This is a genomic window from Tahibacter amnicola (assembly GCF_025398735.1).
Lineage (GTDB): Bacteria > Pseudomonadota > Gammaproteobacteria > Xanthomonadales > Rhodanobacteraceae > Tahibacter > Tahibacter amnicola.
In genome coordinates this window covers 5,281,928-5,296,468 of record NZ_CP104694.1, presented here as the reverse complement: position 1 = coordinate 5,296,468, position 14,541 = coordinate 5,281,928, and the positions used below count along the sequence as shown (strand labels likewise).

The window sequence follows — 14,541 nt, the reverse complement described above, 5'->3', positions numbered from 1 at the left end:
CGGTCGGTGAGGAGGATTGCGCCATGATGCCGGCGGAAGGCGTACATGTCCTCGTCGTCGACGGCGATTGCGAGTCCAGCGGGCTCATGCGCGCGATCGTGCCGTTGAATGGTCTTCACGTCACCCTGGCGACCAACACGGCAGCGGCACTGGAAGCGCTGCTGCTGGCACACTTCGATCTGGTCCTGCACGACCTGACGCGGGCGGACGCTGAAGGACTGGCCCTGGCAGCCAGCGTGCGCGGCCTGCCGCATTCCGGTGACCTGCCCCTGGTCGCCGTTGCAGGCCGGCTTGCCGGTATCGCCGAGGCCGACGCTGTCGCAGCCGGCTATGACGCCTTGCTGGTCAAGCCGGTATCGAGCGCCTCGTTGCTCGAGACCGTGCGGCATTACGTGGCGCGGCCTGCTGGTGACGATGAGGAAGCCGGGTGCGCAATGGAAGACGCCGCTTCCGCAGAGGAGACGTTTTCTGCGGCCTTCTCTGTGCTCGGTGTGGTTGCCGATGCGCTGTCGCGCGGCGGCAACCCGGCGGAGGCGCTGCGCGCTGCGTTCCTGAATGCGATCAATCACGCCGGGCTGACCACTGCGGCGTTGTGTCTTGCCGGCAGTGACGGCGTGGTCATGATCGAGCCGGCTATCGGACTTTCGGCCGACGCACTGGTGCAGCTGCGCCGGTGGCTGAGCTCGCTCATGGCCGCAGCTCACGATGACCAGTCCGGCGAATGGACGGTGACGCTGGGGGCACAGACCTGTCGCGTATTTCCGTTGGCCTACCACGGCGAAACCGTCGGTGCGCTGGTGGTGGGCATCGACGCAAGCGGCGCAACGGGCGTTCCGGCGCTGGTTTCATCCGGTGTCTTGCCGACCGTGCTCAGCCAGTCGCTGGTGCTGGTCCGAACGTTCGAGCGTTCGCGCGAGTTTGAGCGGCGCTTCCACCAGATGACCGATCATGTGGGAGAAGTGCTGTTCCTGATGACACCGGACAACACGCAGATACTCTATGTCAGCAGGGCCTACGAGGAGATCTGGCAACGCAGCTGCCAGAGCCTGTATGAAACACCGCTTTCATGGATGCAGTTGATCCATCCGGACGACCGTGCAGTCGTTGACCAGGGCAATCGGCACCTGCACCTGGAGGGGCGGTTCGCGTACGAGTACCGGATCATCCGCGACGACGGCACGGTGCGCTGGATCGCCGCGCGCGGCTTTCCGATCTATGACGAACACGGGGTGTTGTACCGCGTGGCGGGCGTCGCCGAAGACATCACGGCGCACCGGCAGGCGATCGCCGAGTTGCGTGAAAGCGAAATGCGTTTCCGCCAGCTGGCGGAGAACATCAGCGCCGTGTTTTTCCTGGTGGATGCGCGCACCGACGAGGTGCTCTACGTCAGTCCGTCCTACGCGACGGTGTGGGGCAAGAGCTGCCAGTCGTTGCGCGACCGGCCATCGTCATGGTTTGACGTGGTTCATCCGGATGACCGCGACCGCGTCGCGCGCACCGATACGGACAGCGGGCGTGCCGCGGGCTTCGAGCACGAGTACCGCATCGTCCGGCCGGACGGCCAGTTGCGCTGGATCCGTGCACGCGGCTTTCCGATCAGAAACAGCGGCGGTGATATCTACCGCATTGTCGCCGTGGCCGAAGACATCACCGAACGGAAGGAGCAGCACGACAAGATCGTGCGCCTGGGCCGGTTCCGTTCCGTCGTCGCATCCCTGACGACGGCGATGATGAAAAGCGGCGAGCGCGACGAACTGCTGCGCGAGGCCTGCCGCGTTTCGGTGGATGCCGGTGTGTTCGCGATGGCCTGGGCCGGTGTCGTGGATACCGCCTTGGGGACGGGCCGCGTCGTGGCGTCGCACGGTGGTGACCTCGCCGGTTCGCAGCCGGCCTATTTCTCCACGCGCGTCGAGGCCGCCGAGCTCGCGCACCCGGCGACCCGTGCTGTACTGGTGGCGCGTCCGGTGATCGTCAATGACGTATCAACCGACCCGACGCTCCTTTCGGAACACGACGAGCTGCACCGGCGCGGTCATCGCTCGATGGGTGCGTTCCCGGTCGTGGTCGACCAGCGTGTCGTGGCCGTGCTCGTCCTTTACGCGGACGCATTGAATTATTTCGAGCCGGAGGAGGTGGAACTGCTGCAGTGGATCGTGGACGACCTTGCCGTCGCGCTCGACCGCATCGAAAACAAGGCCCGCCTGGAATACCTGGCCTATTTTGACGACCTGACGGGACTGCCGAACGCGATGCTGTTCCGCGATCGCCTTGCGCAGTTCCTGCACGCCAGCGCACCCGGGCACGACCGGATTTCCGTTGTCCTGATCGATCTGGATCATTTCCGCCAGGTCAATGAACTTCTCGGGCGCAGCACGGCCGATGAACTGCTGCGTGCTGTCGCGCGCCGGCTGGACGCCTCGCTCAAGGAGCCGTATACCTTTGCGCGCGTCGGTTCGGACCTGTTTGCGCTGGCAACGCCCATCGGGGAGGACGATGCGGCGGCGCTGTTGCAGGACACGGTGTTCGCCGCCCTGGACGAGCCCTTCGTCAGTGAGGGACGGGCGATCCGCCTGACGGCCCATGCCGGCATCGCGCTGTTTCCGGTCGATGGCCAGTCTGTCGATGCGCTGTACTCCTGTGCGGAGGCGGCGCTCAAGCAGGCGAAACGGTCCACCGAACGGTTCCAGTATTTCTCCCGTGAAGTGAATGAACGTATCGCCGAGAAGCTGGCGCTCGAGGAAGAACTGCGTACCGGTATTGCGCAGGATCAGTTCGTGATGCACTTCCAGCCGCGCGTGGATCTCACGACGGGACTGACCTCCGGTGCGGAGGCGCTGATCCGCTGGCGCCATCCCACGCGCGGATTGCTGTCGCCGGAGCATTTCATCCACGTCGCCGAAGAGAGCGGCATGATCGTGGCGATCGGCGAATGGATCGTGCGATCGGTCTGCGCGCAGCAGGCGGCCTGGCTGGCGGCGGGCGTGCACATCGTGCCGATTACGATCAATGTTTCGGCGACGCAGTTGCTGCGTGGCGACCTTCTCAGAACGGTGCGCGACGCGCTGGGGCGCTCGGGGCTCAGTCCGAAGTTTCTTGAGCTGGAGCTGACCGAAACCGCGGTCATGCAGGACATCGATCGTTCCGTCGGCGTGCTGCAGGCGATCAGCCAGCTGGGGATCGGGCTGGCGATGGACGACTTCGGTACCGGCTATTCGTCCCTGGCTCAACTCAAGCGCCTGCCGTTCTCCACGCTCAAGCTCGATCGCATGTTCATCGCCGATATCTCGCAGAACGTCGAAGACGCGACGATTGCAGCGGCGATCATTGCCATGGCGCACCGGCTGCGCCAGACGGTCATCGCCGAGGGTGTGGAAACCCAGGCGCAGCTGAACTTCCTCGTCCGCCACGAGTGCGACGAAATACAGGGGCACTATTTCAGTCCGGCGCTGGCCGCCGACGCCTTCCTCAGCCTGCTACGCAGTGGAAAGCGCCTGGCAATGCCGGTGCCCGAGAATAACAGTGCGCGGACCGTGCTGGTGGTCGACGACGATGCTGCCATCCGTGCCGCCTTGCAGCGGTTGCTGCGGCGCGAGGGCTACCGCATCCTGACCGCAGCCAGCGGTCCGCAGGGGCTGGAAGTTCTCGCCGTCAATCCGGTGCAGGTGATCATTTCCGACCAGCGCATGAGCGGCATGTCCGGTGCGGCCTTCCTGGACACCGCGAAAGACCTGTACCCGGATACCGTTCGCATCATGCTGTCCGGCTATCCGGATCTGGCAGCGGTCACCGAGTCGGTCAATCGGGGCGGAATCTTCCGTTTCCTGACCAAGCCCTGGAACGACGACCATCTGCGCGAGCAGGTGCGCGAAGCGTTCCGGACCTACCGGCAGCGCACATCCGTTTGACGATCGCGACGCCTCCGCAGCGCTTGCGCGCCACGGAGGCGGAAGGCGCTGCTCAGGACGCGCTGGCGACGACGCCGTGTGCCGGGGCGGCACGCATCGTGCGCGCCAGGATCGGTGCCAGCGCCAGCATGACCACACCGGCACCGACACCGATCCACATCAGATCGCCGAACACGTCACTGTAGACCGCCAGCGCCTTCGCCTTGTCGAAGGTGCCGTCCGGATTCGGCGTGATGGCGGCCCAGGTGCCGAAGCGCCCGGCGATGATTTCGCCGAAGGCCGAGAACAGGAACCAGGCCCCCATCATCAGGCCGACAACGCGTGACACCGACAGCTGCGTCACCGCCGACAGCCCGATCGGTGACAGCACCATCTCGCCCAGTTCCAGCACGAAATAGGCGGCCACCAGCCACCACACGGAGATGAGCTGGCTGCCGTCGGACTGCTTGGCGGCATACATCAGGATGCCCGTCGCCAGGCCCGCGAAAATCAGACCAATGCCGAACTTTGCCGGTGAGGACGGATTGATGCCGTACTTGTCGAGGATCGGCCACAGGGCGGTGAACACCGGCGTTAGCAGGATGACGAAGAGTGAGCCCAGGAAGGTGAGGGACCCGGCGTTCTGCTTGACGATAAAGACATCGTGGACCAGGCACACCAGCATCACGACGGTGATGGCCGCGATGATGCCCTTGCCAAGCGACGCGCGCGCGGCATCCAGTTTCATGGCCGCGACGAAACCCAGCGGAATCACAATCAGCGAAAGGATGGACCAGGGCAGCGGCGGGTCTTTCACCGTCATCATGCCCGGAAAGAATTCGGTCGACATCAGCCGGTCGTTGAAGGCCACCCAGGTGCCGTAGGTCTGTTCGTACAGGCCCCAGAACAGCGCGCTGACCACGATCAGCACCATCAGTACGATCATCCGGCCGCGCTCCTGCGCGGTGATGCCGGAGAACAGGAACCAGCCGAACCAGATGAACAGGCCGATGCCGAGAATGACCGCCAGCACCTCGGTCAGCGTGACTTCGTGGCCGCCGAACATGCCGCCCAGGAAGCTGAAATCGATGCGGATCTGCAGCACCTGCCACATCGCGACGGTGACGAGGATACCGCCGAGATAGATCAGCCATTCGGCCGACAGCCCGGCCAGGACCGGTTTGCGCAAGGCCTGTGCGTCCGGCGGCTCGGCATGGCCGTCCAGGTAGCGCTGGCCCCACAGGAACTGGATCAGGCCCACCAGCATCAGCGCGCCGGAAAGACCGAAGCCCCAGCCCCAGCCGACGTTGAAGCCGATGTAGCCGACGACGAGGCTCGACAGCATCGCCCCGAGATTGATGCCGGCATAGAAGATGGTGAAGCCCGAGTCACGCCGCGGATCGTTCTCCGGGTAGAGGCGCCCGACAATCGTGGAAATGTTCGGTTTGAGAAATCCGACGCCGACGCCGATCAACGCCAGCGAGGCATACATGATCTGCACGGCCAGCGCATCGCGGACGGCCGCATCCGGCGTACCCGTGGCCGCCTGGCCGATGTAGCCCATGCCGAACTGGCCGATCACCAGCAGCAGGCCGCCGAAGACCACCGCCTTGCGCATGCCGAGGTAGCGGTCGGCCAGCATGCCGCCGATCAGGGGCAGGGCGTAGGCCAGGCCCGCGTACGTGCCCAGCAGCAGGTACCCGTTGGCGTCCGTGAACAGGTGGTATTTGGTCAGATACATCAGGAGCAGGGCCTTCATCCCGTAGAAGGCGAAGCGCTCCCACATTTCGGTCAGAAAACAGACGTAGAGCCCCTTGGGATGGCCCAGGAGTTCCTGTGGTGCGGTCGATGCAATAGCCATGCGGATTTGTCCGTCGTTGCCAGCTGGCGGCGGTGGGTAGATCCCGCATCCCCCTCCCGTGGTGATACGGTGCGCGGCGCGACCCCTGCGGGGCGGCCGGTGGCGGAGTATAGCCACCGTTCCGGCCGGCCACGGCGGCGGCGCTGCCCGGATGCGCCACTTCCGCACCAGGACGCGCCAATGCGTCAACCGCTTTCGCGGCTGCCCCGTAGCGCCTTACCATCGCGCCTTTCCCCGCCGGAGTTCACGATGAAGTCCCTGCCTGTCGCCCTTACGCTGGCGTTCGCCGGTGTGGCCTCGGCCGCTGCCGCGCCCCGGCCGTTCACTGTCCATGACCTGGTCAACCTGGACCGCGTCTCCGACCCGCAGGTTTCACCGGACGGCCGCTACGTGGCGTTCCAGTTGCGCGAGACGGATTACCAGGCCAACAAGGGCGTCAACGGCATCTGGCTGTTGCGGCTGGACGGCAAGTCCAGTCCGGTCCGCCTGACCGCCAAGAGCAGCAGCAGCGCCGGCCCGCGTTGGGCCCCGGACAGCCGCAGTGTCTACTTCACTGCGGCCAAGGACGGCACCACGCAGCTGTGGCGGGTCGATCTGACGCCGGACCGGCTCAAGCCCACCGATTCGTCCAGATCCGTGCTGCGCGACAGCTTTGAACCGCAGCCGCAGGCAGCGGTTGTTTCCAGCGGCCTGCCGCTGGATGTGGCTGCGTTCAAGTTCTCGCCGGATGGCAAGCGCGTCCTGCTGGCGCTGGAAGTGTTCCCCGACTGCGCGGATCTGGATTGCACCAAGAAGCGCCTGGACGACACTGCCGCCAGCAAGATGTCGGGCAAGTTGTACGACAAGCTGTTCGTGCGTCACTGGGATACGTGGGCGGATGGACGGCGTAACCAGCTGTTCCTGGGCGAACTGGACGAAAAGGGAGTACTCAAGCCGAAACTGCGCCTGTTGAGCAAGGGCATCGACGGCGATGTGCCGTCCAAGCCGTTCGGTGACGACACGGAGTTCGCGTTCTCCCCCGACGGCAGCACGGTCTACTTCGGCGCGCGTATTGCCGGCAGGACGGAAGCCTGGTCCACCAATTTCGATCTCTTCGCCGTGCCCGCCGATGGATCCGCGCCGCCGCGCAACCTGACCGAAGCCAATGCGGCCTGGGATTCGTATCCGGTGCCTTCGCGCGACGGCAAGACGCTCTACTACCTGGCGATGAAGCGGCCTGGCTTCGAGGCCGATCGCTTCGGTGTGATGGCGCTGGACTTGTCCAGCGGCCAGACACGCGAAATCAACCCGGACTGGGACAACTCCGCCAGCGCGATGGCCCTGTCGGCGGATGGCAAGACGCTGTACACGGCGGCCGACGACAACGGGCAGCATCCGCTGTTCGGTATCGACGTTGCGACGGGCAAGGTGAAGAAGATCGTGGCCGAAGGGCACGTCAGCGCGTTTTCAGTTGCCGCTGATCGCCTCGTTTACGCGCTCGACACGCTTTCCTCGCCCAGCGACCTGTTCCAGATGGGCGCAAAGGGCGGAAAGGCGACCCGTCTGACGCACTTCAACGCCGAGCGCCTGAAGGACGTCGCCTTCGGATCGCACGAATTCTTCGACTTCAAGGGTGCCAACGACGACCGCGTGCAGGGGTTTGTCGTGAAACCCTACAACTATGAAAAAGGCAAGAAATATCCCGTTGCCTACCTGATCCACGGCGGGCCGCAGGGCGCCTACGGCAACGACTTCCACTACCGCTGGAATCCGCAGACCTACGCCGGCCTCGGCTTCGCCGTGGTGGCGGTGAATTTCCATGGATCGACCGGCTACGGCCAGGCCTTCACTGACGCCATCTCCGGCGACTGGGGCGGCAAGCCGCTGGTCGACCTGCAGAAGGGTTGGGCCGCCGCATTGGCCAAGTACCCGTTTCTTGACGGCGACCGCGCCTGCGCGTTGGGTGCGTCCTACGGCGGCTACATGATCAACTGGATCGCCGGCAACTGGCAGGAACCGTGGAAGTGCCTGGTCAATCACGATGGCGTGTTCGATTCCCGCATGATGGGGTATTCCACCGAAGAGCTGTGGTTCGACGAATGGGAGCACCAGGGAACGCCGTTCGACAAACCGGAAGCCTACGAGAAGTTCAACCCGGTCAATCATGTTGCCAAGTGGAAAGTGCCGATGCTGGTGATCCAGGGCGGACTGGACTTCCGCATTCCCCTCGAACAGGGACTTGGCGCCTTCACCGCCTTGCAGCGACGCGGCATCGAAAGCCAGTTCCTCTACTTCCCGGATGAAAATCACTGGGTGCTCAAGCCGCAGAACAGTGTGAAGTGGCATGAGACAGTGAATGCCTGGTTGACGCGGTGGACGGCTGACGGCAAATAGCAATGAGCCGAAGCGGTTCGCCTGTCCTCCGGCGAACCGCTTTGCTCCTGCAGGTTGGCGCTGAGCGCAGCGATGCCCAACATCGCCGGGCGAATTGGCGTATTCGAACGTCAAAGGCCAAAGCGTTTCGTCTAAGCAGATAGCTACGCTCCCTGTAGCCCGGGTTAACCCGCAGGGTTCACCCGGGGTCGCGCTGCCTCGACGCAGCAAAGCATCGCTCCGTTTTGCAGGCGCGGAACAAAACGCGGAAACCCATCAGACAGACGCCACCCGTCTTTCTACAGGTTGGCGCTGAGCGCAGCGATGCCCAACATCGCCGGGCGCATTGACCCTTGAAACGCCGATCATTCCCCCGGATGCGGGCTTGGCTGTGCGCCATGCGTTCCTTACTACTCCTGCGCCTGTAACCTGCGGCTATTCTTTCGGCGTCGTTCCACGCGTCACAAACGGCTGCGACGGGGCGCCGTGCGCGATGTAGCTTGCGGCGATCTTCTCCGCGCGATCCTTCGCCTCGGCGCTGTCCCTCGCGTGCTTGGGGATATCGCCGTGCTTTTCGATCTGGCGGATGACATGCGGGCTGTATACGAGCTCGGCGCGCCAGTTTGCCAGGTGGGCGGAAGGCATGGACGCGGTGACGTACCGCTTGGACTTGCGATGCCGCGCGACCACCGTGACGGTCTCGCCGCCACCGCCCCAGAAGAATCCGATGACGTAGGCCTTCCCGCCGGGCGCAAACAATTTCGTGCCGGGACGCTTTTCAATACCGCCGGGACCGTAGCTGCGCACAAGCACGATGTTTGCGACGACGCACCATATGGGCGCAGCAGTGTCAGCGGTAGCGGGTGGAGGGTTTTGGGCGCGGTGCAGGGATGCCGATAGCCACACCATCCGCCGCAGATTTTGCCATGCGCGTAGCAGTTCGCCGACGAGCGACATCCATCCTCCTATTCGGTTGGCTTACGCGGGGGAACGGCGCCCCATCCACCGATCCCGCGCCATCACCCCGCGATCCGGATGATCGCAAAAGAACGCGTCAACGCCGGCGTCAAGCAGGTGTGCAATCTCCTCTTCCATGGGAAGGACGGTGCCGTCTGCGTGTTGGCGCAGGAAATGGCGCTCGCCGCGCAGTGTGTAGGTGTGAAGCTGCAGCCCGGCGGCTCTGGCGTCGATGCCCAGCGTGGTGGGATGGACGCCGTTCGCATCGATCTGAAGAAGATTGTTTTTCCACGGCGCGATTCCGGTCGCGTAGTGCTCGCGCATCCATGCGAGTGCACGGGGTGCGGCCAGGTCGGCAAAGGCGGTTTCTGCGCCGAGCGGTTTGCCGACAGCGGCGGCAAGGCCGGGATACCGTTTTTCCAGGTCATCACCACATTCGGCGTAGAAGCGGACGTCATACGGCCCAGCCGGAGGCGGCTTCGGTGACTGGATGCGTGCCTGTGCGGCGCAGACGTTGTCGAACAGCTGCATCAGCGGCAACTGCACGTCGAACGAGGGCATCAGCGTGTGCCGGAGTTCCAGCAGGTTGGCCACTTCGAACGACTGGATGAGCACCCGGTCCGCCAGCAGAAAATCGGCGCGCGCCAGATCGTCCAGCAGCAGGCGACCCAGTGACCGGGCAATCGGACGGCCATCACGATGACGGCCTTCCTCGGCGAAGTACGTGGGGTGCTTGGTTTCGGGGTAGATCGCGACGGGCCTGCGGCTGCGTCGGGCCAGGTCGATGACTTCGGCAAAAGTGGGAATCGCAAACTCGCCGTCGTGAGCTGCGCTGTCGGGGCGGATTTCCGGGATACGTTCGCGGGCGCGCAGCGATTTGATGTCCGCCAGCGTGAAGTCCTCGGCGAACCAGCCGGTGACGTCGCTGCCATCAATGCGCTTGGTGCATCGGCGATTGGCGAATTCCGGGCGCGTGGCGACGTCAGTCGTCCCACCCAGCTCGTTTTCGTGCCGTGCGATCAGCACGCCATCCGACGTGACGACGAGGTCGGGTTCGATGATGTCCGCGCCCTGGTCGATTGCACGCGCGTAGGCAGCCAGCGTGTGTTCGGGTAGGTACGCGCTGGCGCCGCGGTGCGCGATGACCCGGGGCCGTGCGACGGGAATCGGCCTGCTCATCGGGGTTTCCCCGCGGCAAAGCGCGGTGCACTGGTCAACAGCACCGTGATCGCCCCTTGCCATAGCGCGCGACCTGGCGTTCCGCGAAAAACGCCTCGTAGCTCAACGGAGTGCGGTCCGGGTGGTGGCGGCGCAGATGGGCGACGTATGTGTCGTAGTCGGGAATGCCGACGATCAGTCGTGCCATCTGCCGCAGCGTATGCCACAGGCGAAGGAACCCGTGGCGCAGTGCCGCACGGTGCGATGGGTTCATCGCAGCGACGCCACGGCCACATAGGGAGTTTCCATCGCCGTGGGCTGATGGATGCCGTGTGCACGCCAGGCGGCGCGGATACCGAAAATGGCCACGGTGATCACCACGCCGATGAAGAAGGCGCACAACGCGGCATCGACGTAGAGGTTGAAGATCACGCGCTCCATCTTGGCCAGCGAATCGGCGGGCGCCAGAATTTTCCCGGCTTCCGCCGCTTCACTGAAACGCTGCGCATTGGCGAGGAACCCGATCTTCCAGTCCGGATGGAACAGTTTCTGGAAGCTGGCGGTCAACGTGCACAGGATCAGCCACGCCGTAGGTATTGCCGTGATCCACAGCCAGCGCTGGCGCTTGAGCTTGACCAGCACGACGCAGGCGAAGATCAGTGCCATCGCGGCCAGCATCTGGTTGGCGATGCCGAAGAGGGGCCAGAGCGTGTTGATTCCGCCCAGGGGGTCGACCACGCCTTGATACAGGAACCATCCCCAGCCGCCGACGCACAGCGCGGTGGCGATGAGATTGCCGGTCCAGGATTCGGTGTGGCGCAGCGGGGCGTACACCTGGCCCAGGAGGTCCTGGATCATGAAACGGCCGACGCGTGTGCCGGCATCGAGCGTGGTCAGGATGAACAGCGCCTCGAACAGGATCGCGTAGTGGTACCAGAAGGCCATCATGCCGTCGCCACTGAACAGGCCATTGAGAATCTGTGCCATGCCCACTGCCAGTGTGGGGGCTCCGCCGGTGCGCGACAGGAGCGTCGATTCGCCGATGCTCTGCGACAACTGCGTGAGTTGCTCGGGCGTGATCACGAAGCCCCATTGCGTAATGGCGGCGGCTGCGGTTTCCACCGTGGTGCCGATCACTGCCGGCGGGGAATTCATCGCGAAGTAGACGCCCGGCTGGAGGACACACGCCGCCACCAGCGCCATGATGGCGACGAAGGCTTCCATCAGCATGCCGCCGTAGCCGATGAAGCGGGCGTCCGTTTCGTTGGCCAGCATCTTGGGCGTTGTCCCCGATGAGATCAGGGCATGGAAGCCTGAAACCGCGCCGCAGGCGATGGTGATGAAAAGAAACGGAAACAGGCTGCCCGACCAGACCGGCCCGCTGCCATCGATAAACCGTGTTACCGCCGGCATGCTCAGGTCAGGCCACACCAGCAGGATGGCGCCGGCCAGCAGGCCGATCGTGCCGATCTTGAGGAAAGTGGAAAGGTAGTCCCGCGGCGCGAGCAGCAGCCATACCGGCAGCACGGCGGCAACGAAACCATAGACGATAAGCGACCACGCCAGGGTTTCGCCGCGCAGCGTGAACAACGGGGCCAGCTCCGCGTGCGTGGCCACTTTGTCGCCCAGTGCCACGGAGGCGAGCAGCAGCACCACGCCGATGATCGACATTTCCAGGATGCGCCCGGGGCGCAGGTAACGCACGTAGAGGCCCATGAAAATGGCGATGGGAATCGTCATCGCCACGGTGAAGGTACCCCAGGGACTGATCGCCAATGCCTTGACCACCACCAGGCCAAGTACCGCGAGCAGGATGATCATGATCATGAGGATGCCCAGCATCGCAACGGTGCCCGCTGCCGGACCCATTTCGCTGCGGATCATGTCGCCGAGCGACCGGCCGTCGCGCCGCGTGGAGCAAAAGAGAATGATGAAATCCTGTACGGCGCCCGCAAAGACCACGCCGGCGAGGATCCACAAGGTGCCCGGCAGATACCCCATCTGCGCCGCCAGAACCGGCCCGACCAGGGGACCGGCGCCGGCAATGGCGGCGAAATGGTGGCCATACAGCACCCAGCGGTCAGTGGGGACGTAGTCCAGCCCATCGTTACGCCGCAACGCCGGCGTGGCACGGGTGGGGTCCAGCCCCAGGGCCTGCTCGGCGATGTAGCGGCTGTAGAAACGGTAGCCGATGACCAGCACCGCGATCGCTGCCGACACCAACCACACCGCATTGATGGACTCGCCGCGCTTGAGTGCCACCATGCCGAGGCTGACGGCCCCGAAAGCGGCAAAGGCGGCCCATCCGGCCATCTTCCACATCCTGCTCATGCTGCCTGCGCTCCGCTGCGATCCTGGAACGGGCTAGCGTCATCCGGGGCTGCCCGCCGGGTCAAGGGCATGGCGGGGCAGGGGGCGCCGGCGTGTCGCCGCTCCCCTGGCCGTCGCCGGCGAATCCCGGCATCATGCCCGCACTTTTTCTCCATCCCCGGACCGCTTCCCGTCGTCGAATGTGCGACGTGTTGCCGCTGACGCAGCATTCGTGGAGCGCCTCCGGCCAGGCAATAGGGCATGACAGGGTAATGCCGAGCACCGAACCGCGCGGGCCGCGCCAGATCTACAAGGCCTTTCTCTGGTCCATGAAAGGCCTCAAGGCCGGTTGGACATTCGAAGCCTCATTCCGGCTGGAGGCTTATCTCTTTGCGGTCTTCTGCCCGCTGGGCCTGTGGCTGGGGCGAGGACCGATCGAAAAGGTCGTCCTCGTCGGTTGCCTGTTCCTGGTGCTGGCGGCCGAGCTGCTCAATTCCGCGATCGAGGCGGTGGTGGACAAGGTCAGTCCCGAGTTTCACGAGCTGGCCGGTCGCGCCAAGGACATGGGTTCGGCGTCGGTCTTCCTCCTGATGATGAATGTGATCCTGTGCTGGGGCGTCATCCTCGGCTCGCAGTGGATGGCTTGACCGACGGCCCCGGGATTCCGTCGGCTTTCGCCCTCGGCCACACCGGATCCCGGCGCCGCGCAGGGGGCAAGTGATCGACACGGGCCAGCTCCGGCCCGCTTGTGCCGCCCGGCGGCTTAGCCTAAGGTGCCCGGTTCGATACAGGAGCCTGACGTGTCCGACGCCGCCGAATATCCCGCCCTTGTCCTCAAACGCGGTGAAGATGCCCGCCTGCGAGCCGGCCACCTCTGGGTGTTCTCCAACGAAGTCGACGTCAAGCGCACGCCGCTGACTGCCTTCGAGCCGGGGGAGATCGCGGTCATCCTGGACGCCGCGGCCAAGCCCATCGGGGTTGGCTACGTGAACCCCAATTCCCTGATCTGCGCGCGGTTGGTCAGCCGTGGGCTGGACCATGCCCTGGACCGGTCGCTGATCGTGCATCGCCTGAACGTGGCCCTCAGCCTGCGCGAGCGTCTGTACAGCGAGCCGTACTACCGTCTGGTCTACGGCGAGTCCGACGGCCTTCCCGGGTTGACGCTGGACCGCTTCGGCGACGTCATCGTCGGCCAGACCACCACGGCCGGCATGGAACGCCTCAAGGACGAGATCACCGAGGCCGTGGTCAAGGCGCTCAAGCCACAGGCGCTGGTGTGGAAGAACGATGCCGGTATCCGGTCGCTCGAACACCTGCCCGAATACGCCGACATCGGCTACGGCGAGCTGCGTTCGCCAATGATCGTGCGCGAGGGCGGGCTGGAATTCGAGTGCGATCCGATCGGCGGCCAGAAGACCGGCTGGTTCTACGACCAGCACGCCAATCGCGATCGCCTGGCGCAGTACGTCCGCGGCAAGCGCGTCCTGGACGTGTGTAGCTACCTCGGTGGCTGGGGGCTGCGCGCCGCCGCCATGGGCGCGAGCGAGGTGGTCTGCGTGGATGTCTCGGCGCACGCAGTGGAACAGATCCGCCGCAATATCGACCGCAACAACCTGGGCGACCGCGTCACCGCAGTCAAGGCCGATGCGTTCGACGAACTCAAGCGGCTGCGCGAGGAGCGCAGCCGCTTCGACGTGGTGATCCTCGACCCGCCCGCTTTCGTCAAACGCAAGAAGGATTTCGCCGAAGGCCGTATCGCCTATCGTCGCCTGAACGAGATGGCGATGCAGATCCTCACCCGCGACGCCATCCTGGTCACCTGCTCGTGTTCGTACCACATGCCGCGCAATGCGTTGCTCGACAGCGTGCAGCAGGCGGCGCGGCACCTGGACCGCAACGTCCAGGTGCTCGAACAGCTGCAGCAATCGCCGGACCACCCTGTCCATCCGGCGATCGCCGAGACGGAATATCTCAAGGGCTTCATCTGCCGGGTGCTCCCGGCCTAGCGCACGGGCGCCC

At 64.7% G+C, this 14,541-nt stretch carries 9 protein-coding genes; 4 read left to right on the top strand and 5 right to left on the bottom strand.

The window, feature by feature from the left end; translation table 11 throughout:
• Nucleotides 1–23: 23 nt before the first annotated feature.
• Nucleotides 24–3,905, top strand: coding sequence for an EAL domain-containing protein (locus tag N4264_RS20710; protein ID WP_261694122.1), 3,882 nt, complete (start codon nt 24–26; stop codon nt 3,903–3,905).
• Between the two features lie 52 nt (nt 3,906–3,957).
• On the opposite strand, the gene N4264_RS20705 is transcribed toward N4264_RS20710, so the two are convergent.
• A complete protein-coding gene (locus N4264_RS20705) occupies nt 3,958–5,745 on the bottom strand; it encodes a peptide MFS transporter (RefSeq protein WP_261694121.1) in 1,788 nt (595 codons plus the stop codon).
• A 249-nt stretch (nt 5,746–5,994) separates the two neighbouring features.
• On the opposite strand from N4264_RS20705, the gene N4264_RS20700 reads away from it, so the two are divergent.
• Nucleotides 5,995–8,118, top strand: coding sequence for a S9 family peptidase (locus N4264_RS20700; protein WP_261694120.1), 2,124 nt, complete (start codon nt 5,995–5,997; stop codon nt 8,116–8,118).
• 414 nt (nt 8,119–8,532) lie between these two features.
• Here N4264_RS20700 and N4264_RS20695 read toward each other — a convergent pair whose 3' ends face one another.
• The 4 genes from N4264_RS20695 to N4264_RS20680 are packed head-to-tail and all read right to left on the bottom strand — an operon-like array spanning nt 8,533 to nt 12,543.
• Nucleotides 8,533–9,054 carry a hypothetical protein gene (locus N4264_RS20695; protein WP_261694119.1) on the bottom strand — a complete coding sequence of 174 codons (522 nt, stop codon included), beginning with the start codon at nt 9,052–9,054 and terminating at the stop codon, nt 8,533–8,535.
• A 21-nt stretch (nt 9,055–9,075) separates the two neighbouring features.
• A complete protein-coding gene (locus N4264_RS20690; protein ID WP_261694118.1) occupies nt 9,076–10,233 on the bottom strand; it encodes a glycerophosphodiester phosphodiesterase family protein in 1,158 nt (385 codons plus the stop codon).
• A 34-nt stretch (nt 10,234–10,267) separates the two neighbouring features.
• A complete protein-coding gene (locus N4264_RS20685) occupies nt 10,268–10,486 on the bottom strand; it encodes a YbdD/YjiX family protein (protein WP_261694117.1) in 219 nt (72 codons plus the stop codon).
• A complete protein-coding gene (locus tag N4264_RS20680) occupies nt 10,483–12,543 on the bottom strand; it encodes a carbon starvation CstA family protein (protein ID WP_261694116.1) in 2,061 nt (686 codons plus the stop codon). Before N4264_RS20680 ends, N4264_RS20685 begins: the two co-directional genes overlap by 4 nt.
• A 251-nt stretch (nt 12,544–12,794) precedes the next feature.
• Between N4264_RS20680 and N4264_RS20675 the strand changes: the two genes are divergently transcribed.
• A complete protein-coding gene (locus N4264_RS20675; RefSeq protein ID WP_261694115.1) occupies nt 12,795–13,169 on the top strand; it encodes a diacylglycerol kinase in 375 nt (124 codons plus the stop codon).
• A 153-nt stretch (nt 13,170–13,322) separates the two neighbouring features.
• Nucleotides 13,323–14,528: a class I SAM-dependent rRNA methyltransferase gene (locus N4264_RS20670; protein ID WP_261694114.1), complete on the top strand. Its 1,206-nt coding sequence runs from the start codon at nt 13,323–13,325 to the stop codon at nt 14,526–14,528.
• Nucleotides 14,529–14,541 lie beyond the last annotated feature (13 nt).

Bases quoted from the DNA above. Each gene is read 5' to 3' on its own strand.
- N4264_RS20710 (WP_261694122.1), top strand. From the start codon at position 24: ATGATGCCGGCGGAAGGCGTACATGTCCTCGTCGTCGACGGCGATTGC.
- N4264_RS20705 (WP_261694121.1), bottom strand. From the start codon at position 5,745: ATGGCTATTGCATCGACCGCACCACAGGAACTCCTGGGCCATCCCAAG.
- N4264_RS20700 (WP_261694120.1), top strand. From the start codon at position 5,995: ATGAAGTCCCTGCCTGTCGCCCTTACGCTGGCGTTCGCCGGTGTGGCC.
- N4264_RS20695 (WP_261694119.1), bottom strand. From the start codon at position 9,054: ATGTCGCTCGTCGGCGAACTGCTACGCGCATGGCAAAATCTGCGGCGG.
- N4264_RS20690 (WP_261694118.1), bottom strand. From the start codon at position 10,233: ATGAGCAGGCCGATTCCCGTCGCACGGCCCCGGGTCATCGCGCACCGC.
- N4264_RS20685 (WP_261694117.1), bottom strand. From the start codon at position 10,486: ATGAACCCATCGCACCGTGCGGCACTGCGCCACGGGTTCCTTCGCCTG.
- N4264_RS20680 (WP_261694116.1), bottom strand. From the start codon at position 12,543: ATGAGCAGGATGTGGAAGATGGCCGGATGGGCCGCCTTTGCCGCTTTC.
- N4264_RS20675 (WP_261694115.1), top strand. From the start codon at position 12,795: ATGCCGAGCACCGAACCGCGCGGGCCGCGCCAGATCTACAAGGCCTTT.